The 21,824-nt window shown below is 30.0% G+C and carries 24 protein-coding genes and 1 pseudogene; 9 read left to right on the top strand and 16 right to left on the bottom strand.

Annotation, left to right across the window (positions count from 1 at the left end; translation table 11 throughout):
* The first annotated feature begins 178 nt into the window (after window positions 1-178).
* Window positions 179-1,219, top strand: coding sequence for a C45 family autoproteolytic acyltransferase/hydolase (locus NST35_RS04285; RefSeq protein WP_002447478.1), 1,041 nt, complete (start codon window positions 179-181; stop codon window positions 1,217-1,219).
* 53 nt (window positions 1,220-1,272) lie between these two features.
* Here NST35_RS04285 and NST35_RS04280 read toward each other — a convergent pair whose 3' ends face one another.
* Genes NST35_RS04280 through NST35_RS04270 form a run of 3 tightly spaced genes read right to left on the bottom strand, consistent with a single transcriptional unit; the run spans window position 1,273 to window position 3,201 of the window.
* A complete protein-coding gene (locus NST35_RS04280) occupies window positions 1,273-2,109 on the bottom strand; it encodes a DUF4097 family beta strand repeat-containing protein (protein ID WP_002457926.1) in 837 nt (278 codons plus the stop codon).
* Complete coding sequence (locus NST35_RS04275; RefSeq protein WP_002447480.1) at window positions 2,106-2,663, bottom strand: DUF1700 domain-containing protein; 558 nt, start codon at window positions 2,661-2,663, stop codon at window positions 2,106-2,108. Before NST35_RS04275 ends, NST35_RS04280 begins: the two co-directional genes overlap by 4 nt.
* Before the next feature lie 52 nt (window positions 2,664-2,715).
* Window positions 2,716-3,201: a hypothetical protein gene (locus tag NST35_RS04270; RefSeq protein ID WP_002457925.1), complete on the bottom strand. Its 486-nt coding sequence runs from the start codon at window positions 3,199-3,201 to the stop codon at window positions 2,716-2,718.
* A gap of 168 nt (window positions 3,202-3,369) precedes the next feature.
* Here NST35_RS04270 and NST35_RS04265 point away from each other — a divergent pair.
* Window positions 3,370-3,931: pseudogene (locus tag NST35_RS04265) on the top strand (thioredoxin family protein).
* A gap of 130 nt (window positions 3,932-4,061) precedes the next feature.
* Here the strand turns inward: NST35_RS04265 and pmtD are convergent.
* From pmtD to NST35_RS04230, 7 genes are all read right to left on the bottom strand, one after another.
* Window positions 4,062-4,793, bottom strand: coding sequence for a phenol-soluble modulin export ABC transporter permease subunit PmtD (pmtD, locus tag NST35_RS04260; RefSeq protein WP_002490542.1), 732 nt, complete (start codon window positions 4,791-4,793; stop codon window positions 4,062-4,064).
* Window positions 4,793-5,665 carry a phenol-soluble modulin export ABC transporter ATP-binding protein PmtC gene (gene pmtC / locus NST35_RS04255; protein WP_002457923.1) on the bottom strand — a complete coding sequence of 291 codons (873 nt, stop codon included), beginning with the start codon at window positions 5,663-5,665 and terminating at the stop codon, window positions 4,793-4,795. Before pmtC ends, pmtD begins: the two co-directional genes overlap by 1 nt.
* A 20-nt stretch (window positions 5,666-5,685) precedes the next feature.
* Window positions 5,686-6,345: a phenol-soluble modulin export ABC transporter permease subunit PmtB gene (gene pmtB, locus NST35_RS04250; protein ID WP_002495664.1), complete on the bottom strand. Its 660-nt coding sequence runs from the start codon at window positions 6,343-6,345 to the stop codon at window positions 5,686-5,688.
* Window positions 6,326-7,240: a phenol-soluble modulin export ABC transporter ATP-binding protein PmtA gene (gene pmtA / locus NST35_RS04245; protein ID WP_002447487.1), complete on the bottom strand. Its 915-nt coding sequence runs from the start codon at window positions 7,238-7,240 to the stop codon at window positions 6,326-6,328. Before pmtA ends, pmtB begins: the two co-directional genes overlap by 20 nt.
* Window positions 7,240-7,617, bottom strand: a complete 378-nt coding sequence (gene pmtR, locus NST35_RS04240) for a PSM export ABC transporter transcriptional regulator PmtR (protein ID WP_001830364.1) — start codon at window positions 7,615-7,617, stop codon at window positions 7,240-7,242. Before pmtR ends, pmtA begins: the two co-directional genes overlap by 1 nt.
* 317 nt (window positions 7,618-7,934) lie before the next feature.
* Window positions 7,935-8,105, bottom strand: a complete 171-nt coding sequence (locus NST35_RS04235; protein WP_002447489.1) for an SE1626 family protein — start codon at window positions 8,103-8,105, stop codon at window positions 7,935-7,937.
* 187 nt (window positions 8,106-8,292) lie between these two features.
* Window positions 8,293-8,388 (bottom strand): Trp-rich small protein, encoded by a 96-nt coding sequence (locus NST35_RS04230; RefSeq protein WP_002440392.1) that lies wholly within the window; start codon window positions 8,386-8,388, stop codon window positions 8,293-8,295.
* A gap of 193 nt (window positions 8,389-8,581) precedes the next feature.
* On the opposite strand from NST35_RS04230, the gene NST35_RS04225 reads away from it, so the two are divergent.
* Window positions 8,582-9,868, top strand: a complete 1,287-nt coding sequence (locus tag NST35_RS04225; protein WP_002457922.1) for an aminotransferase class I/II-fold pyridoxal phosphate-dependent enzyme — start codon at window positions 8,582-8,584, stop codon at window positions 9,866-9,868.
* Window positions 9,869-10,298: 430 nt separating this feature from the next.
* On the opposite strand, the gene NST35_RS04220 is transcribed toward NST35_RS04225, so the two are convergent.
* From NST35_RS04220 to groES, 3 genes are all read right to left on the bottom strand, one after another.
* Entirely contained in the window at window positions 10,299-11,366 is a 1,068-nt protein-coding gene (locus tag NST35_RS04220) for an LPXTG cell wall anchor domain-containing protein (RefSeq protein ID WP_002457921.1), read from the bottom strand.
* 420 nt (window positions 11,367-11,786) lie between these two features.
* The gene (gene groL / locus NST35_RS04215; RefSeq protein ID WP_002457920.1) at window positions 11,787-13,406 is read right to left on the bottom strand and encodes a chaperonin GroEL; all 1,620 of its coding nucleotides are present in this window, start codon (window positions 13,404-13,406) and stop codon (window positions 11,787-11,789) included.
* A 55-nt stretch (window positions 13,407-13,461) separates the two neighbouring features.
* Window positions 13,462-13,746 (bottom strand): co-chaperone GroES, encoded by a 285-nt coding sequence (groES, locus tag NST35_RS04210; RefSeq protein WP_002457919.1) that lies wholly within the window; start codon window positions 13,744-13,746, stop codon window positions 13,462-13,464.
* Window positions 13,747-13,920: 174 nt separating this feature from the next.
* Between groES and mroQ the strand changes: the two genes are divergently transcribed.
* Complete coding sequence (mroQ, locus tag NST35_RS04205; protein WP_002457918.1) at window positions 13,921-14,661, top strand: intramembrane glutamic endopeptidase MroQ; 741 nt, start codon at window positions 13,921-13,923, stop codon at window positions 14,659-14,661.
* A gap of 60 nt (window positions 14,662-14,721) precedes the next feature.
* Here mroQ and sdrH read toward each other — a convergent pair whose 3' ends face one another.
* Entirely contained in the window at window positions 14,722-16,128 is a 1,407-nt protein-coding gene (gene sdrH / locus NST35_RS04200; RefSeq protein ID WP_340747263.1) for an MSCRAMM-like protein SdrH, read from the bottom strand.
* Between the two features lie 351 nt (window positions 16,129-16,479).
* Between sdrH and NST35_RS04195 the strand changes: the two genes are divergently transcribed.
* On the top strand, window positions 16,480-17,265 hold the full coding sequence (locus NST35_RS04195; protein WP_002457916.1) for a carbon-nitrogen family hydrolase: 786 nt from the start codon (window positions 16,480-16,482) through the stop codon (window positions 17,263-17,265).
* A 379-nt stretch (window positions 17,266-17,644) separates the two neighbouring features.
* Here NST35_RS04195 and hld read toward each other — a convergent pair whose 3' ends face one another.
* Window positions 17,645-17,722, bottom strand: a complete 78-nt coding sequence (gene hld / locus NST35_RS04190; RefSeq protein ID WP_002494082.1) for a delta-hemolysin — start codon at window positions 17,720-17,722, stop codon at window positions 17,645-17,647.
* A 316-nt stretch (window positions 17,723-18,038) separates the two neighbouring features.
* Here hld and NST35_RS04185 point away from each other — a divergent pair, with 316 nt between their 5' ends.
* Genes NST35_RS04185 through agrA form a run of 4 tightly spaced genes read left to right on the top strand, consistent with a single transcriptional unit; the run spans window position 18,039 to window position 20,795 of the window.
* Window positions 18,039-18,602, top strand: a complete 564-nt coding sequence (locus tag NST35_RS04185) for an accessory gene regulator AgrB (RefSeq protein ID WP_002457915.1) — start codon at window positions 18,039-18,041, stop codon at window positions 18,600-18,602.
* Between the two features lie 5 nt (window positions 18,603-18,607).
* The gene (agrD, locus tag NST35_RS04180; protein ID WP_002447513.1) at window positions 18,608-18,748 is read left to right on the top strand and encodes a cyclic lactone autoinducer peptide AgrD; all 141 of its coding nucleotides are present in this window, start codon (window positions 18,608-18,610) and stop codon (window positions 18,746-18,748) included.
* Window positions 18,749-18,772: 24 nt separating this feature from the next.
* Window positions 18,773-20,062, top strand: coding sequence for a quorum-sensing sensor histidine kinase AgrC (gene agrC / locus NST35_RS04175; protein ID WP_002457914.1), 1,290 nt, complete (start codon window positions 18,773-18,775; stop codon window positions 20,060-20,062).
* Window positions 20,063-20,078: 16 nt separating this feature from the next.
* Window positions 20,079-20,795 (top strand): quorum-sensing response regulator AgrA, encoded by a 717-nt coding sequence (agrA, locus tag NST35_RS04170; RefSeq protein WP_002447515.1) that lies wholly within the window; start codon window positions 20,079-20,081, stop codon window positions 20,793-20,795.
* Between the two features lie 67 nt (window positions 20,796-20,862).
* Here the strand turns inward: agrA and NST35_RS04165 are convergent, their stop codons facing one another.
* On the bottom strand, window positions 20,863-21,822 hold the full coding sequence (locus tag NST35_RS04165; protein ID WP_002457913.1) for a carbohydrate kinase family protein: 960 nt from the start codon (window positions 21,820-21,822) through the stop codon (window positions 20,863-20,865).
* Window positions 21,823-21,824 lie beyond the last annotated feature (2 nt).

Here is a 21,824-nt window from a genome sequence, read left to right as displayed (position 1 = left end):
AACCAAGATTTTAATTTATCAGTGATTACTTTGTAATTATCAATATTCAGAATGATCACTCCTATTGAGATAATGTCATTGTCTTAATTTAGATTGTATGATTTACACAAATCAAGTTCAATTAATACTAAGTTACTTTTATATTACATTGAAGTAAAAAATAAGGAGAAATTATAAAATGCAAAAAGTACGTTCTGATATAATGACTCATCGCGGTTCGCACTATGATTTAGGAGTAAAGACTGCTCTTTGGTTACAAACCACTCCTTTATTAAAAAATCGAAATAAAGAATGGCGAAAGAGAATTCCACGTTTTGATATTGATGTCAAAGAAACCTATGATATATTTCAAGTCTATTCACCACAGATTTGGGAAGAAATAATTGGCATGCAAGATGTATTGAATCTACCTACAAAACAAATGATTTTAAATTTTGGCCATTATCGATTTACTGATTTAAAGGACAGTGGCTGCACAGTATATAAAGGTAGTGATTTTTTAGTTCGAAATTATGATTATCATCCTGCAACATATGATGGTAGATACTTATTATTTCAACCTAATGACGGGGGATTATCTCAAATAGGACCGACTTCAAGAGTGACTGGTAGAATGGATGGTATGAACGAGTATGGTTTAGTTATGGCATATAATTTTATGCATCGTAAAAAGCCTGAAAATGGATTTGTATGTTACATGGTTGGTCGGCTTATACTTGAAAACTGCAAAAATGTAACTGAAGCAATCAAATTTTTAAAAGAAGTACCGCACCGTAGTTCATTCAGTTATATACTAATGGATAGACATTCGAATTATGCCATTGTCGAAGTTACACCTCGATCAATAGATGTAAGGTATGAACATATATGTACAAATCATTTTGAATTGCTTACCCATGAAAATAGAAATTATACAAGAGAATCTAAAGAACGCTTAAATCGTGTAATAAATAAAACAACTCCTTCTACAAATAAAGATATCGCATTCAAATTATTTAACGACCCGCAATACGAAATCTATAGCAAACTATTTAAGAGTTGGTCTGGTACAATTCATACTTCACTATATGAACCTAATTCATTAATAGCATGGATGGCATTAGGTCAAAACAGTCATCCAACCTCAATCAATTTCTCTAATTGGTTAAAAGGTGAGAAATTGAATATAAATTACTTTGAAGGCGAAATAGATACACCATTAACTTTTGCCACATACTAATTAAAAATTCGACCCTATCTTAATAAATCAAAGGGTCGAATAATTTATATTATTTATTCAATTATAATATCGCCATCCACAGTGTAAAATTCCAATATATTATCGCTGTTTCCTACTTTTCCTTTGTCGAAATATCGATTTTTAATTTCTTTATTTCCATGACCAGGATGAAGTTTAAGCAAGGTGTTTTTGGGTTTTTCGCCAAAATGATAATTAATATTACCTTTTTGTGTAGAAGCTTTTATATCATTGCTAGATTTCATGTCCGTCATGGAAATATCACCTCTATTAACCAAGAAAACAGTATCACTTAATGTACTATTTTTAACATGAGTTAAGCCCTTATCAAGCTTCATACGACCTTCCCTGATTAAACAGTCTGTAATATAAAAATTTGCTTTAGAGGATTCGATATTTAGCTGATTGAGTTCAGACCGTTTAAGTTGTATAATTCTATCAGTTTCCAATGATACATGTTTCAAATTCACTTGATTTAAATCAATTTCTCCCAATAACGATTGAATATTAAGAGATTTAAGGTCTTTTTCTGGTACAACAATTGTTAGCTTCCTATTATTTGAGTGAAATGGATTAAAATTCAATCCATATCCTCTATCTACTGCACGTTTTTCTTTAATACTTAACCTTTTATTATTTTTTGTAACATTTATTTTATTATCTCCAGTAAAATAAACAGCTAATTTTTTCCCAGAAATTACATTAACATTGGTTGTTACTGTACTTATTGATAAATGTTCAATTTTACTATTTATAGTTTTGTTATAATGTCGATTATCGTATTTCTTTTTATCTATAGTAAACCACGTCATAGTACCACTAGCAAAGAAAATGATAAATATGATTAAACCACTAATAAAAAGCTTTTTCATTCTTTAACGCTTCCTTTAACAGTCTTTATATACCAAAGAAGATATTTCAAAATAAGTTTATGAATTATTTCACCAATTTTCAAAGTAATAACAATAAACATAATTCCTAAACCTGTAAAAGAAATTGAAAAAAACACATTACTTATAGCATTTTCGAAACCATGTAATACTGAATAAAATAATAAAACAAATGGTGCAAAGATAAAACAAATAGAAATAAGGAAACAGAGTAGAATAAGTAATGCAATGATAACAACCGGTATTAAAATAATAAATAACGACAAAATACCAAGACTTAACGATGCTAGTATTGCTCTTACGATGTTTGCTAAGGTTGGTTTGTAACTAGCATAATGAATAGCACTTCTAGCTTTTACTTCTTTGGAAATATGATAAGGATCATTTAACTTTTTTATAATTTGTGATTCACTAATCCCTTTCAATTCTTCTTCATAGAATAAGTTTTCATACTTGTGCATAATACTATCTTTTTCTTCTCTAGGTAAATCATCTAAAGCTAATTCTAATTCATTTAAGAAGGTTATTTTATCCATATTTACGCACGCTCTCAATCTGAACTAAAAAATATCTAATACTTTTTGATTATTATTTACTAAAGAACTCAATTCTTTTAACAATGTTATCTTTATATAAAATGTTTAATTTCAGTTTATTAAAACGGTCTACATATGTCATTGAGTGATAATTTTTACCTACTTTATTAATCTTGTAGTTTTCTCCCAATTTATTGATGACTTTATCAATTGGGTCACCCATTTTAACACCAAAATTTGTTTCAACTTTATCATCTTTGACTAAAACCATGCCTTTAACCTTATGCGTTTTATTTTTTACTTTTACTGTAAAATCTTTATGATTTTTATCATTGTAAAATGTATATCTATCTAATTTAATTTTCTTATTAACCACAAATCCTTTTTGATTAAAACCATGATTTAAACTAATTTGATTCACACTGTAACCAGATAAATCAACAGATTTTATACTTTTGTAATAAGTCAAACCTATCAATAAAGAAATAGCTCCAGTTAAAAAAATAGCGAATATTAACCATCTACTTTGAATTCGCACCTGAGTCACCACTTTCACTCTTGTTCTAATTAATATAGCATATGCACAATGTAGTTTCATCTAACAAGATAGTCACATTATTTAATATACATATATTAAGTTATTTTAATTTCTTTAAACTCAAAAAATTGATATAACATTTTAAATTATTCAAGGGAGGGTTTTTATATAAGAAATTTAGAAACTTATTTTAATAAAAGTCAAACACTCAATGAATTCATTAAGGAAATACAAGTAAATAAAGACAATTTATTATCCATTTATAATTTCTTCCACCTACCACTTAATGATGCACGTTTAAACCAATTAAGAGAATCGAATTATTTTAAGGTGCTTATAATTAAAGAGTATTGGTGTGGCGATGCCATGATTAACATTCTAATATTAAAGTATATTATTGAATTTCTGAACATCGAAGCAAGAGTTTTTCATAGAGATGATGATACACATCTGATTGATCAATATTTAACAAATAGTTAATCAAGTGCTATCCCTATCTTTGTCTTCATAAGCGATTTATTCAAACGATTAACAGTTTGGGGACCAAAAGCAAAAGAAGTACAAATTTTGTCAATAAAATTGGAAGTAATAAGTTGCCAGATAAAACCCATCCTAATTTTTGAGGATTGACTTAAAGAAAGACATATCATTATTAGTCAAAAGTATAAAATTAATTCAATATTTTGGAATCAGTTTTAACTCAATAATAAATCTACTTGTATATAAATAAAACGAGTGGGACAGAACTCGTCATGAATTCTATGTCCCACCCTATAAAATACACCTCATAAATTTTAATTAATGACTAAACAATTTTTATATGTCTGAGTTACTTAACTAACTTCTCCACGTTTTATTATTTAAATATCTCTCTTTGAGGCATATAACATATTTGCAATAAATAAGACCACTATTGATGCAATAGAGATAAACCATTGCCAATGAGAGAATTTAATCTCACCAGTCATTTTTTCAGTTAAATACGTAAATGGTATATATTTAAATGAATCTTGAATATCATCGCCAATATTCGGAATCATTGGAATAAATGGCTGAATAAACGGAACGATGAGTATTAAGAAAATACCTAGAGTAAATATGACAGCAGGTTTTTCTACTATTAAAGTGATTAATAATAAGAATAATCCAAAGAATAAAAAGAAAATAAGGTAAAACCAAATATTATTTAAAAATCTATCTCCATCTATTTTTTCACTTTTAGTTGTAGATTGTATAATAATTATTACCAAGTAGTGAATAATTGTAAATAAGAATGAAATTAATACAATAGATACTGTTTTAGTAATGATATAGCCCATTCTGCTAGTTATTCTGCTCATAAACAATTGTATAGTACCTTGTGAGTAATCTCTTGTTATTGTTTTTATAATGAATAAAAGTCCAGCAAACAAGAAAAGCCAATTAGCTAAATTAAAAACCATATCTATATTAACTTTATGTGCAGAACTATAATTTGCCATCATGCTAGCTTGGAATACCGTCATTCCAATTACAAGTATAAATGCTAAATAAGTATACGGACTTTTAAGTATACTAATTAAATCATATTTGACTAATTGTAAGCTCTTCATTATTTATCACCTCTTTGATTAATATTAAAGTAAGTATCACGTAGTGAACTTTTACGTGTTTCAATATATTTTGGATAAATATCTAGTTGGGATAACGATTTAAGTAACTCTCTATAATCATTTTGAGCTTTAATGATAATTTCTCCAGATTCTTTTTGAGACTGCTGTACTTTAAAGTTTTCAGAAAGATAATCTAAAGCTTTATTAAAGTCATCTTTTTGTAAAGTAAGAATGGTACTATCCTCTGGTCCCCCATCTTTCATATCTACATCTTGAACGAACTTACCATCTCTAAGAAATACTGCTCTATCACAAATCAATTCAATGTCTTCTAATTTATGACTTGAGATTAATATTTTCATTTCTAATTGTTGAACAAGTGATTGAATTGTCTTTAGTACATCTATCGAACCATCTGGATCCATACCATTTGTAGGTTCATCTAAAATTAAGTATTTAGGTTTGTTCATTAATGAAACTGCAATTGATAATTTTTGTTTCATTCCCATTGAATATTTGTTAACTTTTTTCTTGATATATGGTTTCATTCCAAAAGCTTCAATAATATGATTTGCATATTCCTTATCGAAACCATCGCCTAATACTTGTGCAAATAATTTTAAGTTAAATAAACCTGTCTTATTTCCATATAACTTAGGATGCTCAATTAAATAGCCAACATTCTCACTTTTAGGCATGTCGACCTTTCCTTGATAGTTAATAATGTTATTATTCATGACCTTCATCAAAGTTGTTTTACCAACTCCATTTTTACCGATAAGACCAACGATTTGACTCTCGCCAAAATCAAAATCTATATCGTCTAAAACAGTATTTTGACCATATTTTTTTGTGATATGTTGTAATTTCATCATAGACCTCCTTAAAAATGTTAATTCTTTATTTTTTTAATTTGAATCAAATAATTAATGACTAAGAAAATGCTACTTATAACTAATAGACCATAATTTAAGAAATATGAGTATATCATTGGGATATGGCTATCATTGTGTGTAAGATAATTGATTAAGATGAAAACGACCGATAAAGTAAATGGCAGAACCACCATAATCCCTACAATATAAGCTAAATATGGGATATCTCGATCTTTACGTTCAGTACTCTTACTAAACGCTATAGGTATAGAAAAGAAATTTCCTACAATGAATGAAAAAGTCGTCGAAAAATAAATCGAATCTGTTTTTATTGTGCTTGTATTGTATCCATATAAACTAATGATAAGCGCACCTATAAAAGTTAATAAAATACACGTCATGTAATTAGCGTTAAGCAAATCTTTCTTTGAAACAGGCAAACTATAAAAGAAATAATATGAAGATGAACCACCTAATCTACGGTTAACTCTAAATAAATGACCTATATCTATCAAACATATCATCGTCAGTATTAATCCGATTGGCCCTGAGATAATTGAATATAATGGTGTATCTTTATTTAACAAATGATAAATGGGAAAGAACAAAAGCAATAAGGCGTAAAGAATTAATGTCCAACTACGTAATTTTAAGTTTCTAATCATTAATTGCTTCATAGTTAAATCTCACTTTGTGTTTTGAATTTGTATTTCGTTCCTGTTTACTTTTTTCTAAATAAATCATCAATTGTTCTATAGATGCATCTTTTATTTCAACGCCACTACCAAATAATTCATTAAATGTTTGATAATATTCTGTTAAACCAATATAGCCTGTTTGCTTACTTTCTTTGTATATCAAGAGTTCATTCAACTCTTCATCTAAGTCTTCATTAGAACCACTAACGATTTTGTATTTTTGCGATAGTTTATCCCTAGACTCATTGAATATGATTTCACCCTCACTGAGAAAAACGATATAATCTGCAATTTTTTCCAAATCAGAAATAATATGTGTTGAAAAGAAAACTGTCTTATTTTCATCTATCAATTCTTGTTGAATAATTTCAAGTAATTCATTTCTTATTAACGGGTCTAACCCTGATGTTGGTTCATCTAGGATAAATAATTCTGCATGATGACTGAATGCAATTGCTAACGATAGTTTCATTTTCATACCAGTTGAGAAAGTTTTTATTTTATTTTTATATGGAAGCTGAAAAAAATTTAAATATTTTATAAATATTTCATGATCCCAACGATCATAAAAAGGGGCAATGATATTTTCTAATTTTTTTACTGTCCATTTTTGATTAAAATAAATCTCAGAATACACAAATCCAATTTTATTTTTTATTTCACGAGGATGGATTTTTATATCTTTCTCAAAAACAGTGATCGTACCACTTTCAGATTGAATTAAATCCATAATTAATCGTATTATTGTAGTTTTCCCCGCACCATTTCCACCTATAAAACCTGTAACATATCCTTTAGGAACATTGAAGGAGACATCTTGCAATTGAAATGCGTTAGATTGATAATTAACATCTTTAAGTTCTATCGCGTTCATTAGTCGTCCTCCTCATAAATCATAGTCAATATTTCTATTAATTCCTCTAAAGGCATTCCAATTGTTTTGGCTTCTTTTGACATAGAGTGAGCTAAATTTTCAATAACAAAAAATTGCTTTTCTTTTAAAATAGAATTATCTTGTTCCTTTACAAAGGTTCCTTTACCTCTAATCGTTGTTACAAACCCATCTTTTTCCAAATCTTCATATGCTCGTTTTGTCGTTATTAAACTCACTTTTAAATCTTTAGCTAACTCACGCATTGATGGAAGATGTTCACCAGGGGAAACATAACCTTTCAAAACATTTTCTTTAATTTGTTGCTTAATCTGTTCATATATAGGACTTTCACTATTGTTCTTCAAAATTATTTTCATTGATGTCCCCCTTTTCATCTGTATATACATAATATATACAATATACACACTTTTGTAAAGTGATTTAGGAAAAATTGTAGTAATCTCTACTTCATCAGGAATATACTGTGTATATCATCTATATACAAAAAGGATGAAACTGAATTCATTTGAATTCTACATTTCATCCTAAAATTAAATATTTTACCAAATTTTGCCAAATATTTACTAATGATCCTTTTAAAATTACAGTTAAAATAGCAAAATATACTTCACCTGTTTGATTTTATGTACTTAAAACTTAAAGTAATATTTGAAGTTTTATCACATGAATGTATCTATTTTTTTTTACGCTCGTTATGTCTATTGATAAAAGCACAAATCATGAACATAATTGCTGCTAGCAATAATTTTACCCCTTGCGAATCATGATCTGTCGCTTGTAAATAATACCCTACTATAAATAGTACAATAGCTAATCCAACAAATATTTTAGTCAAGTGTTTCATTTATTTCACCTCAGTAATATAAAAGTATATCAAATTAAAACAAAACTATGAACCACACTCAATAGCATCACTTTATATAATATTGTTTGCGGTCTATTTAGTACAGTGTTACAATTTAATTGTATCCACGTATTATACTACACAACCCCAAGTCTGGTACCAGCAGACTTGGGGTTTTTTTGGTCATCTATTTGCCTTTCCATTTTATTTCCAACCAAATACGAAAGACAATGAGTATGCCACCGGTAATTAATGTTATGATTCCATCTTGCCACCACGTCATTATACTACACCTCCCAAAAAGATGAGTGTCATATAATATGATGACCTATCAATAGTTTAACATAAAAACAGAACATATGTTCTGTTTTTGGCAGATAATTTTTAATTTATAACTTTAGTACAACACTTTATCTTTAAAGCAATACAAGATAATATATATATAAACACTTTATTGAAAAGAGGTTAAGACAATGATGAATCCATTAGCCCAAAAATTGAATGATGAAATAAAGCAATCAAGTCCAGAAGTATTAGATATGATGTCACAATTAGGTAAAGAGATGTTTTATCCAAAAGGAATTTTATCACAATCCGCCGAAGCAAAACGTACTACATATAATGCTACTATTGGTATGGCAACCAAAAAAGAAGGTAAAATGTATGCAGATTCACTTAACCAAATGTTTAATGACCTTACACCGGATGAAATTTTCCCATATGCACCTCCTCAAGGTGTAGAGGAATTACGTGATTTATGGCAGAAAAAAATGCTTAAAGAAAATCCCGACTTAAAGTCAAAATCTATCTCTCGTCCCATCGTTACAAACGCGCTCACGCACGGTCTTTCTCTAGTAGCTGATTTATTTGTAGATACAGAAGATACCATCTTATTACCGACACACAACTGGGGCAATTATAAACTTGTATTTAGTACACGTCACGGTGCTCATATCGATACGTATTCTATTTTTGATGACTCAGGACACTTCACTACATCTGAGCTTGTAAAAACATTAAAAGAATATAAAAAAGACAAAGTGATTATGATTTTAAATTATCCTAATAACCCAACTGGTTACACACCAAATAAAGAAGAAGTTAATACTATTGTAGATGCAATTGAAGAATTAGCTAATAAGGGTACTAAAGTAGTAACTGTTGTCGATGATGCATACTATGGGTTATTTTATGAAGAAGTTTACCAACAGTCGATTTTCACGGCTTTAACACAGGTTAAATCTTCAAACCTTTTACCAGTGCGTTTGGATGGAGCTACTAAAGAATTCTTCTCTTGGGGATTCCGTGTTGGCTTTATGACGTTTGGAATTAATCATGAAACGTTAAAAAATGCACTAGAAGCTAAAGTAAAAGGATTGATCCGTAGCAATATTTCAAGTTCTCCACTACCTTCTCAGAGTGCTATCAAACATGTACTTAAACATCATGAGCAATTTGATAAAGAAATCAATCAAAATATCAATATTTTAAAAGAACGCTACGAAGTAACTAAACAAGTGGTATATGATAATAAATATGCTAAATATTGGCAAGCCTATGACTTTAATTCAGGATACTTTATGTCATTGAAATTAAATCAAGTCGATCCAGAAGAATTACGTAAACATTTAATTAATAACTATTCAATTGGTATTATTGCTTTAAATAGTACAGATATTCGTATTGCCTTTAGTTGTGTAGAAAAAGAAGATATTCCTTATGTCTTTGAGTCTATTGCTAATGCAATTGATGATATTAAATAAGTTTAAGGGGCTGGGATTATGAATGCTCTCTATTCACAGTCCCAGTTCTATTCTTATCTTGATTGATTTTCTTTTGAAAACTATGTGAAAAAATCTTTTTATTTAATTTGATATGATGTTATTTGTACTAAAAAATATTAATTATATTTTCTTGGGATATAAATTTTGAGAATCTTCACAATTTAATTAGTCGACCCTTTAATAATTTATTGTTTTCTTTTTGTGAGATTTAAGTACAAAAGCTAAAACGAATAAATTGATACTAAGTACATTAGTTTTTGACTTTTGATTTCTAACTCCATTATCTCGAAGTTGATCCTCTGTGATTTTTCTACAATGATTAGTTATCAAGTAACTACACTCGTCACCCTATTCTTTAAGTTTTTAAATAGAAAAAAGTGTGGATTGTACACCCACACTCTATGACTAACTATTCTCTTATTTTATTTCTAAATAATCCTAATAAACCTAAACCAGCAAGTAACATTATTAAAGCAGGATTTTGAATATCGTTTGATTTACCTGTTTCCGGTAATTTATCTTGTACATCATTGTTATTATCTTTCTTAGAAGTTGTTGTAATTTCGTCTACTTTGTCTTTCTTAGTTATTTTTGTGTCTTTCTCGTCTATGTCGCTTTTTGGTATTGCTGGGCTTTTCTCCTCTCTATCTTTCTTCGAAGTTTTTGTGATTTTTTCTTCTTTGTCTTTTTTTGGTGTTTTTCTGTCTTCGTCTTTCTCGTCTTTACCATTACTTGTTATTACTGGTTTTTTCTCCTCTCTATCTTTCTTCGGAGTTTTTGTGTCTTTATTTTCTTTGTCTTTCTTTGGTGTTTTGGTGTCTTTAGATTCTTTCTCGTCTTTATCTTTCTGTAGTGTTTTTGTGTCTTCGTCTTTCTCGTTTTTGGTAATTTGTGTATTTGTTACTGAAGTATTTGCTTGATTTTGTTCTTTTCCATTCACTTCATCTTTATTTTGATTGGTTGTTTCAACAACTTTATTTGTATTATTATTTTGTTGACTATTTTCAACTATAGGTGATTGTTCAGTGCTAATTTTACGATAAATAAACTTAGTAATTCCGTCACTCACAGAAGTTCTATAATGTTGGTACCCAGGAATTTTCACCGGTTGCCTTTCTGAAGCAGGGGTTTTAGCATCTTCCACAGCATCTTTAATAATATTTCCTTGATCATCTAGCCAGACAGTTACATAAAGAATTGGTAGTTCATATGACGCATCGTATTCTTCTTCATCATTATTATTTTGATCTGTTGTTACGGCTGTTGCATCTGTATTTTCATTATTATTTGTAGGTGCTGTCTGTGAAGTTTTTGGTGATGTTCCTTGATTTGCAGTATTTTCATCCGCATACACAGTTACGTTACTGTTAAATAAATAGAGTGCCAATGTTAATGCACTTGCTGTGCCATATCTTATAGTTTTCTTACTTAAATATGTTTGTATTAATTTCGAATTATTAGGTTTGATGTCTTTCATAGTTGTATGTGCCTCCTAATTTTTTGATTTAAATTAAATTTCGATATCATATGCCTATGATACTGAGATTTACAGTGTGAGCATAATCGAACAAAATATACACAATACGTTATTTAATTTATAATATATCATGTATTTTAATTTTTCACAATTTAAAATTACCGAATAATACTAAAGACTTTTTATTACTTTCAACATTGAGATAACATTTTTATAACTGCATTAAAATCGTTGATTTCTCAGAGCTTTACTGACTAAACATTATAACTTTACTATATAGTGAGATATCTGACGTTTTTGTAATTACGATAATTTTAACTCATACCTAAAAAAGCTTCTCTAAAGTCTATTCAACTTTTGAGAAGCTTTTTAGTAATTTAAATTAAATATTTATATTGAAGTCTAAAATCAATAAAATATCTACACCATACCTGGCATGCCACCCATTCCAGGTTGTTCATTATTTTCTGGCTCCGGAATACTAGCAACGACTGCTTCAGTTGTTAAGAACATAGCAGCTACACTTGCTGCATGTTGTAACGCTGAACGAGTTACTTTAGTTGGATCTACTATACCTTCTTCTAACATATTAACCCATTCATTTGTTGCTGCATTGAAACCAACGCCCGCTTCAGCATGTTTTAAACGTTCAACAATAATTGAACCCTCTAATCCTGCATTTTCAGCAATTTGTCTAACAGGTGCTTGTAATGCTTGTAAAACAATATTAACACCTGTTTCAACATCACCTTCTGCTTTAATTTCACTTACTTTTTGATATATATTGACTAACGCAGTACCACCACCAGCAACGATACCTTCTTCCACCGCCGCACGTGTTGAATTTAATGCGTCTTCAATTCTTAGTTTACGTTCTTTAAGTTCTGTTTCACTTGCAGCCCCTACTTTGATAACAGCTACGCCACCAGCTAGTTTTGCTAAGCGTTCCTGTAATTTTTCTTTATCAAACTCTGAATCAGTTTCTTCAATTTGCGCTTTAATTTGACCTACACGAGCATCAATATTATTTTCATCACCATTACCATCTACGACTGTTGTGTGATCTTTAGTCACTTCAACTTTATTTGCAGTACCTAGCATATCAAGAGATGCATCTTTAAGTTCTAAACCTAAATCATCAGTAATGACTTGAGCACCAGTTAATATTGCTAGGTCTTCTAACATTGCTTTACGTCGATCACCAAATCCTGGAGCTTTAACTGCTACAGCAGTAAATGTTCCGCGCATACGGTTTAAAACAATATTAGTAAGCGCATCACCTTCTACTTCATCCGCAACAATTAAAATAGGTCGACTAGACTGCACAACTTGTTCTAATAATGGAAGAATATCTTGGAATGATGAAATTTTCTTATCCGTTACTAATATATATGGACGTTCTAATTCAGCTATCATTTTATCTGAGTCAGTTACCATATATGGTGATTGATAACCGCGATCAAATTGCATTCCTTCAACTACTTCTAATTCTGTATTAAATCCATTTGATTCTTCAATTGTGATAACGCCATCGTTGCCTACTTTATCCATTGCTTCAGAAATGTAGCGTCCGATTTCTTCATCTGCTGCTGAAATAGCTCCAACTTGCGCTATCTCGTTCTTATTTTCAACCTTTTGAGAAATCTCATGAAGTGCTTCTATAGCCACTTGCACTGCTTTGTCAATACCTTGTCTTAAACCTACAGGATTTGCACCACTTGTAACATTCTTAAGACCTTCCTGAATCATTGATTGCGCTAATACTGTTGCTGTAGTAGTACCGTCCCCAGCAATTTCATTTGTTTTATTCGCAACTTCCTGCACTAATTTTGCACCCATATTCTCATATGGATCTTCTAACTCTATTTCCTTAGCAATTGTTACACCGTCGTTTGTAATTAAAGGTGTTGTATAATCCTTATCTAGAACAACATTTCGCCCTTTAGGTCCAATTGTAACCTTTACAGCGTTTGCTAATTTATCAACGCCACGTAACATTGCTTGACGTGCGTCTTCAGAGAATTTAAGATCTTTTGCCATAGTCTAAACAACCTCCACTTATTAAATCATTTAATTAATATTTAAAATTCGCACTTTATTCTATAATAGATAATATATCTTCTTCATTTAAAATTAAATATGTTTTGTCGCCACGTTTCACTTCAGTACCTGCGTATTGTTGGAAGACGATTGTGTCACCTTCACTGACTTGAGGAGCAACTTGTGTGCCATTGTCTAATAAACGACCTTGTCCAACTGCAATGATCACACCTTCATTTGATTTTTCTTTAGCGCTATCTGTTAAAACGATGCCACTTTTAGTTGTTTGTTCTTGCTCTTTCTTCTCAATAATCACACGATTTCCTAATGGTTTAAGCATGATTGTTCCTCCTTCATTTACATGTGATTTAGCACTTTGATATATAGAGTGCTAATCTGTTTTTAATATTAATCAAAATTGGTCAATATATCAAGCAATAAGGACTATTAATTTTGTACTTATCCTTTATTTACGATAAAATATATAATATACATATATAGATGGAGGGAAATTATGAAAAGGTTATGGGTATCCCTATTAACCGTTCTATTCTACGGTTTAGCTCAAATATTACCTGGTTTGGTTTTAGGTAGCCATTTACTTGGAGATATGTCTAAAATGCAAACTGCCCAAACAATGATTATCATGCAAGTATCTATCTTCATCATCGCTGCATTGTTAATCATTTTCATGCAAGCAACCATTAAAAATCCTACTCAATTAGAACAAGGACATAAGGAACCTAAAAGATATATTCTCGCCTGGGTTCTATTAGGATTTTGTATTGTGATGATTTACCAATTCATTATCAGTATAATTTTATTTGCCATCAATGGAAGTCCGCAAAGAAGTCCAAACACAGAAAGGTTAATGGCTATTGCTAAGCAAATGCCGATATTTATCGTTTTAATATCCATCGTAGGTCCCATTTTAGAGGAATACGTTTTTCGTAAAGTTATCTTCGGAGAATTGTATAACTTTATAAAAGGATCACGTGTGGTAAGCTTTATCATTGCATCTGTAGTAAGCTCTCTAATATTCGCTTTAGCACATAATGACTTCAAATTTATACCAGTATATTTTGGAATGGGAGTCATTTTCTCACTTGCTTATGTTTATACAAAACGAATTGCAGTGCCAATAGGTATACACATGCTTATGAATGGTTCGGTTGTATTAACTCAAGTTATAGGTGGAGATTCTATTAAAAAATTGCAAGAACAAGCAACATTTATATTCCATTTTATATTTTAAAAATAAAAGCATCTCATCATGTATAAATTAATTATTATACATAGCGAGATGCTTATTTTATTACCCTTTTCTTCTAAAGATATATAGTCCAGTGACTCCTAGAAAAATTCCAATTATTGCAATACTTAATGATAAAAGACTTCGATGCATTTTCTTTTTCTTATCATAATCTTTGGAGTGTTCGTCATTATTTGTTGTTATTTCATCTGCACTATGGTTTTTGAAGGCGCTGTGATTTTTATCTTCTTTATCCGTAGGTTTTTTAAGTTCTGGCATTGAGCCGATTTGTCCTGTAATTAAAGCTAAAACCTGATCGTCTAAATTTTCATAGTACTTACTAGAATTAAGTGGATTAAAATATTGAAATCTGAAATAGCTTGTCCCTTTTTGTAATGAATTTAAATATTCATTTCCTCTAAATGATTGCTTTCTAAACAAGCTATAAATGTCACTATCTGTGACCTTTCCATCTAATTGATTCAAATTTTTTACTTGATTAATCAAAAACGGATTGTACTTATAGGCACCCGTTGCTAATTGTCTAAATCTACTAATTAATGAATTGGTATTATCACTACTATTCATTCTATGTTCGATATTATTTTGAGATTTAAAAAAGCCATTTTTATTCCATATAAATTGATTTATATTATTTTGATTTCTATGACCTGAGCTAGAATTAATAATATTTTGTCGACGTTTATATGGCGCACCGTCTCCATTAGTACGTGTATGATTAATATTATGGTCTATATTGTTTTGATTTGTTTGATTGTATTTAGGCCTTTGGGGTTGATTCGTATGACTTTGAGAAGGTCTATTTGTATTTCCTTTAGTGTTACTAGGTTTTTTTCCGGTATGTGAACCCTTACCTGAACTTGTATCAGAGTCTGAATCACTATCTGAATCTGAGTCATTGTCAGAATCGGAATCACTGTCTGCATCTGAGTCACTATCTGAATCCGAATCACTGTCTGCATCTGAGTCACTATCTGAATCCGAGTCACTGTCTGCATCTGAGTCACTATCTGAGTCCGAATCGCTGTCTGAATCTGAATCACTGTCTGAATCTGAGTCACTATCTGAGTCAGAGTCACTGTCTGAATCTGAGTTACTATCTGAGTCCGAATCACTATCTGAATCGGAATCACTGTCTGCACCTGAGTCACTACCTGAATCTGAATCACTATCTAAATATGTGTCAATGTCTGAATCTGAATCACTATCTGAAACGATATCTGTGTCTAAATCATTATCCGAATTCATACTATTTCCTGTGCGACTAGTGTCATTCACTTCATTGATAGTATTACTCTTAGCTGTATTCTTATCAATCCGGTCTTTAGAAAAATTAATGTCAATAGGATGACTACCCTCAGCATGTGCTTGGTGACTGAATAATGATGTAGTTACCATGAACGCAAAGCCCGTAAGCATAAATGAATGTTTAATGTTAAACTTTTTCATAGATTCAACCACCTCCCCATTACAATCTTTTGTTATTTCAAGTATATAAAAAAACTAAGCATTTTGCATTTAAATATGATTATTGAAAATTAATATTAATAAAGTTGAAACGTAAAAGTAACTATTTGTAAACAACAGAATTCATGAAATTTTTTATTTTAATTAGTACTTGATAATTAAATGTAAGCTAAAGCTTCACCCTAAGCCTAACAAAATTTCAAAATTTATGTTAGTTCAATATAGTTGTATGTATAGATTAACATGATTTAATTTTAGATATTTTAAATGAAATTTTGCCTTTAACTGGCAATTTTAGTATCTTATAACTAAAACGACAGGCGGGTGAATATATTGAAAATCCAAATACTTCAATTCAATGTAGAACGTGGAAATGTTGAAAAAAATATGCAAAATATCAAAACTAAGTTTAAGCAATATTTAGATAAAGATACCAGTGTCGTCGTGCTTCCTGAAATGTGGAATAACGGTTATGCTTTAGAAGAATTAGAACAAAAAGCTGATAAAAATCTTAAAGACAGTTCTCTCTTTATAAAAGATTTAGCACATACATTTAATGTGGATATCATTGCAGGTTCAGTGTCAAATATAAGAGAAAATCATATATATAATACTGCTTTTGCAATCAATAAAAACGGAGAATTGATTAATGAATATGACAAAATACATCTCGTGCCAATGTTACGTGAACCAGACTTTTTATGTGGTGGACATGTAGTCCCTGAACCTTTTTATTTATCTGATCAAACACTTGTGACACAAATCATTTGTTATGACTTACGATTTCCAGAGATATTACGCTATCCAGCTAGAAAAGGTGCTAAAATTGCTTTTTATGTAGCACAGTGGCCTAACTCAAGACTAGATCATTGGTTATCATTACTAAAAGCGAGAGCAATCGAAAATGATATTTTTATTGTAGCTTGTAATAGTTGTGGTGATGATGGTCACACCAATTATGCTGGAAATTCAATTGTCATTAATCCTAATGGTGAAATTTTAGGCCATTTAGATGATAAAGAAGGTGTACTAACAACACATATCGACATAGACTTAGTAGATAAACAAAGAGAATATATTCCAGTTTTCAAAAATCTAAAACCACATCTTTATAAATAGCATAGTTAAAGCCGTGAGCTTGGGAGAGACTCACGGCTTGATAACTTATTATTAAGGGAATGTTTTTACAGTTATTTTTTCAATCTATTTTTTGGGGATGTTATTAATTATGAAAAAATTTTAGTGAATTTATCTATTTAACATGATAAATTGAATGTTGTTTACGATAGCTTACATGCTAGAAATAATTACCTATTAAGGTAGCTAAAAATAATACGTAACACTGAGTCCAAGGAAACTACAGCTACTAGCAAATGCTTCTCACTTGCTTAGTTTATATTAGTAAATTATTAAGTTGGGATGGCTCAACAACTCACTAATAGTATTAATTATACGAAGAAAACAAAGTTACAAAAGTTACAATAGACTCATTCAAAAATTATTTTTTGAATTTATTAACTGTATCGATAATCCATTTTACTAAATCACCGATTGTAGAAATGATATCTGCTGCCATTATAACTTCACTCCTTTCGAATTAAGGTAATGGATACGAATGAATTTAACATTCACTCGACTAGATTAAGCAAATTTTTCAACTATCTTTCAATCACATCTCTGTGATATGAGTCTATTAAAACATGATTTTTCCATTTAAAGATTAAAATTTCGTAAATAGCAATATTTAGTACTCAACTGTAAAACTAAATATGATAAAATATCTAATAGCACTTAATTAAAACACTTAGGTATGTTTTTTTGACAGTTAGGCATGCTTTCTAAAAAATGTTGCGCAAAATAGTATAATGACACTTGAGGAGAGTAGACGACAAGTGAAAATCATCGATAAAAAAATTGAGCAATTTGCTCAATATTTACAACGTAAAAATAACTTAGATCACATTGAGTTTCTAAAAGTTCGTTTAGGGATGCAAGTAGTTGCTGGTAATATTGAAAAAACAGTGGTTCTATATGGACTATCTTATTTTTTTGATTTGCTCATTTTTACATTTTTAACTCATATTAGTTACTTTCTATTAAGAATATTTGCTCATGGTGCACATGCTAAAACAACTCTTCAATGTCATATACAAAATATTCTTTATTTTTTATTTTTACCTTGGCTAGTACTACACCTTCCTCTTAGTACAAATATATTTTATTTTTTAGCCATGATTAGTTTTTTATTAGTAATATCTTTTGCACCGGCTGCAACAAAGAAACAACCTATACCTAAACGTTTACTTAAGAAGAAAAAAGTACTCTCCATATTAAGTTTTATCGTAATCATAACAATCGCTTTAACACTAGAAGAAGTATTCAAAAAAAATGTTATCTCGGGTGTTGTAATAGAGTCTATTACACTTTTACCAATATTTTTTCCTAAGGAGGATTAACAAATATGAATTTATTAGGTGGCTTACTTTTAAAAATTTTTTCAAACTTTATGGCAGTAATTGGTAACGCATCAAAATACAACCCTTGTAGTAATTATCTCGATGAGCCACAAGTGCCAGAAGAATTAACTAAACTAGATGAGTAGAATTTTGTAGAAAGAGTGTATTCAATGGGTAAACTTGACTTTTTACCATTTGCAGCTATACAAGTGTTTCTTTTGGTTTGGGTTACAAAAACTATTGCTAATATTAAATTTGTAGGAAAGGATTATATTTTCATTACTGGAATTATAATCCTTTCTGCAATATTATATAATGTTTATGCAAGCCAAGCACTTGTACTTGTAGTATTAATGATTATAATTTTCTTCTATTCAAAAGTAAGATGGTATTCTATTGTTATAGTGTTAATGAGCACTTTGTTGTCATATTTAACAAATTTTATTACAGTAGCTATCAGTTTATATACTGAAAATATAATACATAATATTTATTTTTATAATATCTTTCATTTTTCAATTTTTATCATTTTATCTTTAATTTTGGCACATTTATTTAAACACTTATTAATTAGGCTTAGGTATTCTTATTTATATTTAAGCAAAAGGTATTACATTATTATTTCTTTTGTATTAGCTATTGCTTTTATATACTTCTATATAATTTCACAAACTAATTTACAAGAAAGTAATAGTTTGAACTTTTATGCTATTATTTTTGTTTCTATTACCGTACTTTTGAGTTTGGTTATATTATTGTTATCGGCTTTCGCACTACGTGAAATGAAATATAAACGTAAGCTACAAGAAATCGAAGCATATTATGAGTACACGTTACGTATAGAAAGCATTAACAATGAAATGCGTAAGTTCCGACATGATTATGTTAATATCCTCACCACTCTTTCAGATTACATAAGAGAAGATGATATGCCTGGATTACGCAAATATTTTGATGAACATATCGTCCCAATGAAAGATAAATTAAAAACTCGCTCTATTAAAATGAATGGTATTGAAAAATTGAAAGTGAGAGAAATTAAAGGGCTCATTACTACTAAAATTATTCAAGCTCAAGAAAAACGTATTCCAATTAGTATTGAGGTTCCTGATGAAATTGATCGTATCTCTATGAATACTGTTGAGCTTAGTCGTATTATAGGTATTATAGTTGATAATGCTATTGAAGCTTCAGAAAATCTTGAAGAACCACTCATCAATATCGCATTCATTGATAATGATGAATCTGTCACTTTTATCGTTATGAATAAATGTAGTGATGATATTCCTAAAATTCATGAGTTATTTGAACAAGGTTTTTCTACCAAAGGCGATAATCGCGGTTTAGGTTTATCAACTTTAAAAGAACTGACAGACTCAAACGAGAATGTTTTATTAGATACTGTCATCGAAAATGGTTACTTTGTACAAAAAGTAGAAATAAATAATAAGGAATCATAAGGATGTGTAGAATTAAATGAAAATTTTTGTTTGTGAAGATGACCAAAGACAAAGAGAACATATGGTATCAATCATTAAAAACTACATAATGATTGAAGAAAAGCCAATGGAGTTAACTTTAGCAACAAATGATCCTTATGAGGTCTTAGAGCAATCAAAAGAACTTAATGACATTGGTTGTTACTTCCTTGATATTCAATTAGAAGCTGATATGAACGGTATTAAATTAGCCAGTGAAATTCGTAAACATGATCCTGTTGGTAATATTATATTTGTAACCAGTCACAGTGAACTGACTTATTTGACGTTTGTTTATAAAGTGGCTGCTATGGATTTTATTTTTAAGGATGATCCATCTGAATTAAAAATGAGAATCATAGATTGTCTTGAAACAGCACATACACGACTCAAATTATTATCTAAAGAAAGTAATGTAGATACGATTGAGTTAAAACGTGGAAGTAATTCAGTATACGTTCAATATGATGATATTATGTTTTTTGAATCATCTACGAAATCTCATAGACTCATCGCACATCTTGATAATCGACAAATTGAATTTTATGGAAATTTAAAAGAATTAGCACAGCTTGATGAACGTTTCTTTAGATGTCATAACAGTTTTGTGATAAACAGGCATAATATTGAATCTATTGATTCAAAAGAACGTATTGTTTACTTTAAGAATGGCGAAAATTGTTTCGCTTCAGTACGTAATGTTAAAAAAATATAATGTAACACCCACCTTTACGATATGAAGTTGTAAAGGTGGGTGTTTGACTTATTTCTTATGTTTTTAATCAATAATAGTCTTTTATATCTTCTTTTGTTGGCAAACTTTCAATAGCACCATGTTTCGTTGTTGTAAGTGCTGCAACACGATTACTAAACGCTAGTATATCCTTTCCCTTTTCCTTAAATAAATCTTTACATTCAGAATGCCGAGCCTGGAGTATGCAATAAATAATAGCACCTATAAATGCGTCACCAGCACCAGTTGTATCAATTGCTTGAACTTGATACCCCTCATGATGAATACGATAATCATCTTTGGTAAAAATAGTGGCACCTTGTGCTCCTTGCGTATAAATCACTACATTAACTTGACCTCTAAATAAAGATTGAATTGCTTCATCTTCATTCTTCTTACCAGTAATAAATAATAATTCTTCATCAGATATTTTAACAATATGAGCTTTAGGTATGAACGCATTAATTGTACGTTGACATTCGAGTTTATCTTCCCATAAAGGTAAGCGTACATTAGGATCAAAAACAATAGTACCTCCTACTGACTCGAATTTTTCAATCATTTTCTCATGGGCATATTTCATGTCACTCTCTATTAAATCTACAGAACAAAAATGTAAAATATCGTCTTGGAAAACTTTAATATCATCAATATTTTCAGGTTGATATAACATATCTGCAGAAGGTTTACGATAAAATGAGAAATCTCTTTGACCATCATCTTGAAGGCTGACAAATGCCAACGCAGTATTTGCTTTATTAGTTCGCTTAATATATTGCGTACCTACACCAAGTTGTTCAATTGTTTCTACAATGATATCACCAAACGCGTCATTTCCTAGTTGTGTTATCATTTCTGATTTTCCACCTAGTTTACTTACTGTAGCCGCTACGTTACACGGTGCGCCTCCAACTTGTCGACTAAATTGTTCAACATCTTTTAATTTTGAATGTGTTACGTGTGGTATGAAATCAATTAATGCCTCTCCAATGGCAAATAGACGTCTCATTA

The organism is Staphylococcus sp. FSL W8-0304 (assembly GCF_038006565.1).
GTDB lineage: Bacteria > Bacillota > Bacilli > Staphylococcales > Staphylococcaceae > Staphylococcus > Staphylococcus epidermidis.
This window is presented reverse-complemented; position numbering and strand designations above follow the sequence as displayed.

Bases quoted from the DNA above. Each gene is read 5' to 3' on its own strand.
- NST35_RS04230 (WP_002440392.1), bottom strand. From the start codon at position 8,388: ATGACGTGGTGGCAAGATGGAATCATAACATTAATTACCGGTGGCATA.
- NST35_RS04220 (WP_002457921.1), bottom strand. From the start codon at position 11,366: ATGAAAGACATCAAACCTAATAATTCGAAATTAATACAAACATATTTA.
- NST35_RS04225 (WP_002457922.1), top strand. From the start codon at position 8,582: ATGAATCCATTAGCCCAAAAATTGAATGATGAAATAAAGCAATCAAGT.
- hld (WP_002494082.1), bottom strand. From the start codon at position 17,722: ATGGCAGCAGATATCATTTCTACAATCGGTGATTTAGTAAAATGGATT.
- NST35_RS04285 (WP_002447478.1), top strand. From the start codon at position 179: ATGCAAAAAGTACGTTCTGATATAATGACTCATCGCGGTTCGCACTAT.
- agrA (WP_002447515.1), top strand. From the start codon at position 20,079: ATGAAAATTTTTGTTTGTGAAGATGACCAAAGACAAAGAGAACATATG.
- NST35_RS04235 (WP_002447489.1), bottom strand. From the start codon at position 8,105: ATGAAACACTTGACTAAAATATTTGTTGGATTAGCTATTGTACTATTT.
- agrD (WP_002447513.1), top strand. From the start codon at position 18,608: ATGAATTTATTAGGTGGCTTACTTTTAAAAATTTTTTCAAACTTTATG.
- NST35_RS04165 (WP_002457913.1), bottom strand. From the start codon at position 21,822: ATGAGACGTCTATTTGCCATTGGAGAGGCATTAATTGATTTCATACCA.
- agrC (WP_002457914.1), top strand. From the start codon at position 18,773: ATGGGTAAACTTGACTTTTTACCATTTGCAGCTATACAAGTGTTTCTT.
- groL (WP_002457920.1), bottom strand. From the start codon at position 13,406: ATGGCAAAAGATCTTAAATTCTCTGAAGACGCACGTCAAGCAATGTTA.
- pmtR (WP_001830364.1), bottom strand. From the start codon at position 7,617: ATGAAAATAATTTTGAAGAACAATAGTGAAAGTCCTATATATGAACAG.
- pmtA (WP_002447487.1), bottom strand. From the start codon at position 7,240: ATGAACGCGATAGAACTTAAAGATGTTAATTATCAATCTAACGCATTT.
- pmtC (WP_002457923.1), bottom strand. From the start codon at position 5,665: ATGAAATTACAACATATCACAAAAAAATATGGTCAAAATACTGTTTTA.
- sdrH (WP_340747263.1), bottom strand. From the start codon at position 16,128: ATGAAAAAGTTTAACATTAAACATTCATTTATGCTTACGGGCTTTGCG.
- groES (WP_002457919.1), bottom strand. From the start codon at position 13,746: ATGCTTAAACCATTAGGAAATCGTGTGATTATTGAGAAGAAAGAGCAA.
- pmtD (WP_002490542.1), bottom strand. From the start codon at position 4,793: ATGAAGAGCTTACAATTAGTCAAATATGATTTAATTAGTATACTTAAA.
- mroQ (WP_002457918.1), top strand. From the start codon at position 13,921: ATGAAAAGGTTATGGGTATCCCTATTAACCGTTCTATTCTACGGTTTA.
- NST35_RS04280 (WP_002457926.1), bottom strand. From the start codon at position 2,109: ATGAAAAAGCTTTTTATTAGTGGTTTAATCATATTTATCATTTTCTTT.
- NST35_RS04275 (WP_002447480.1), bottom strand. From the start codon at position 2,663: ATGGATAAAATAACCTTCTTAAATGAATTAGAATTAGCTTTAGATGAT.
- pmtB (WP_002495664.1), bottom strand. From the start codon at position 6,345: ATGAAGCAATTAATGATTAGAAACTTAAAATTACGTAGTTGGACATTA.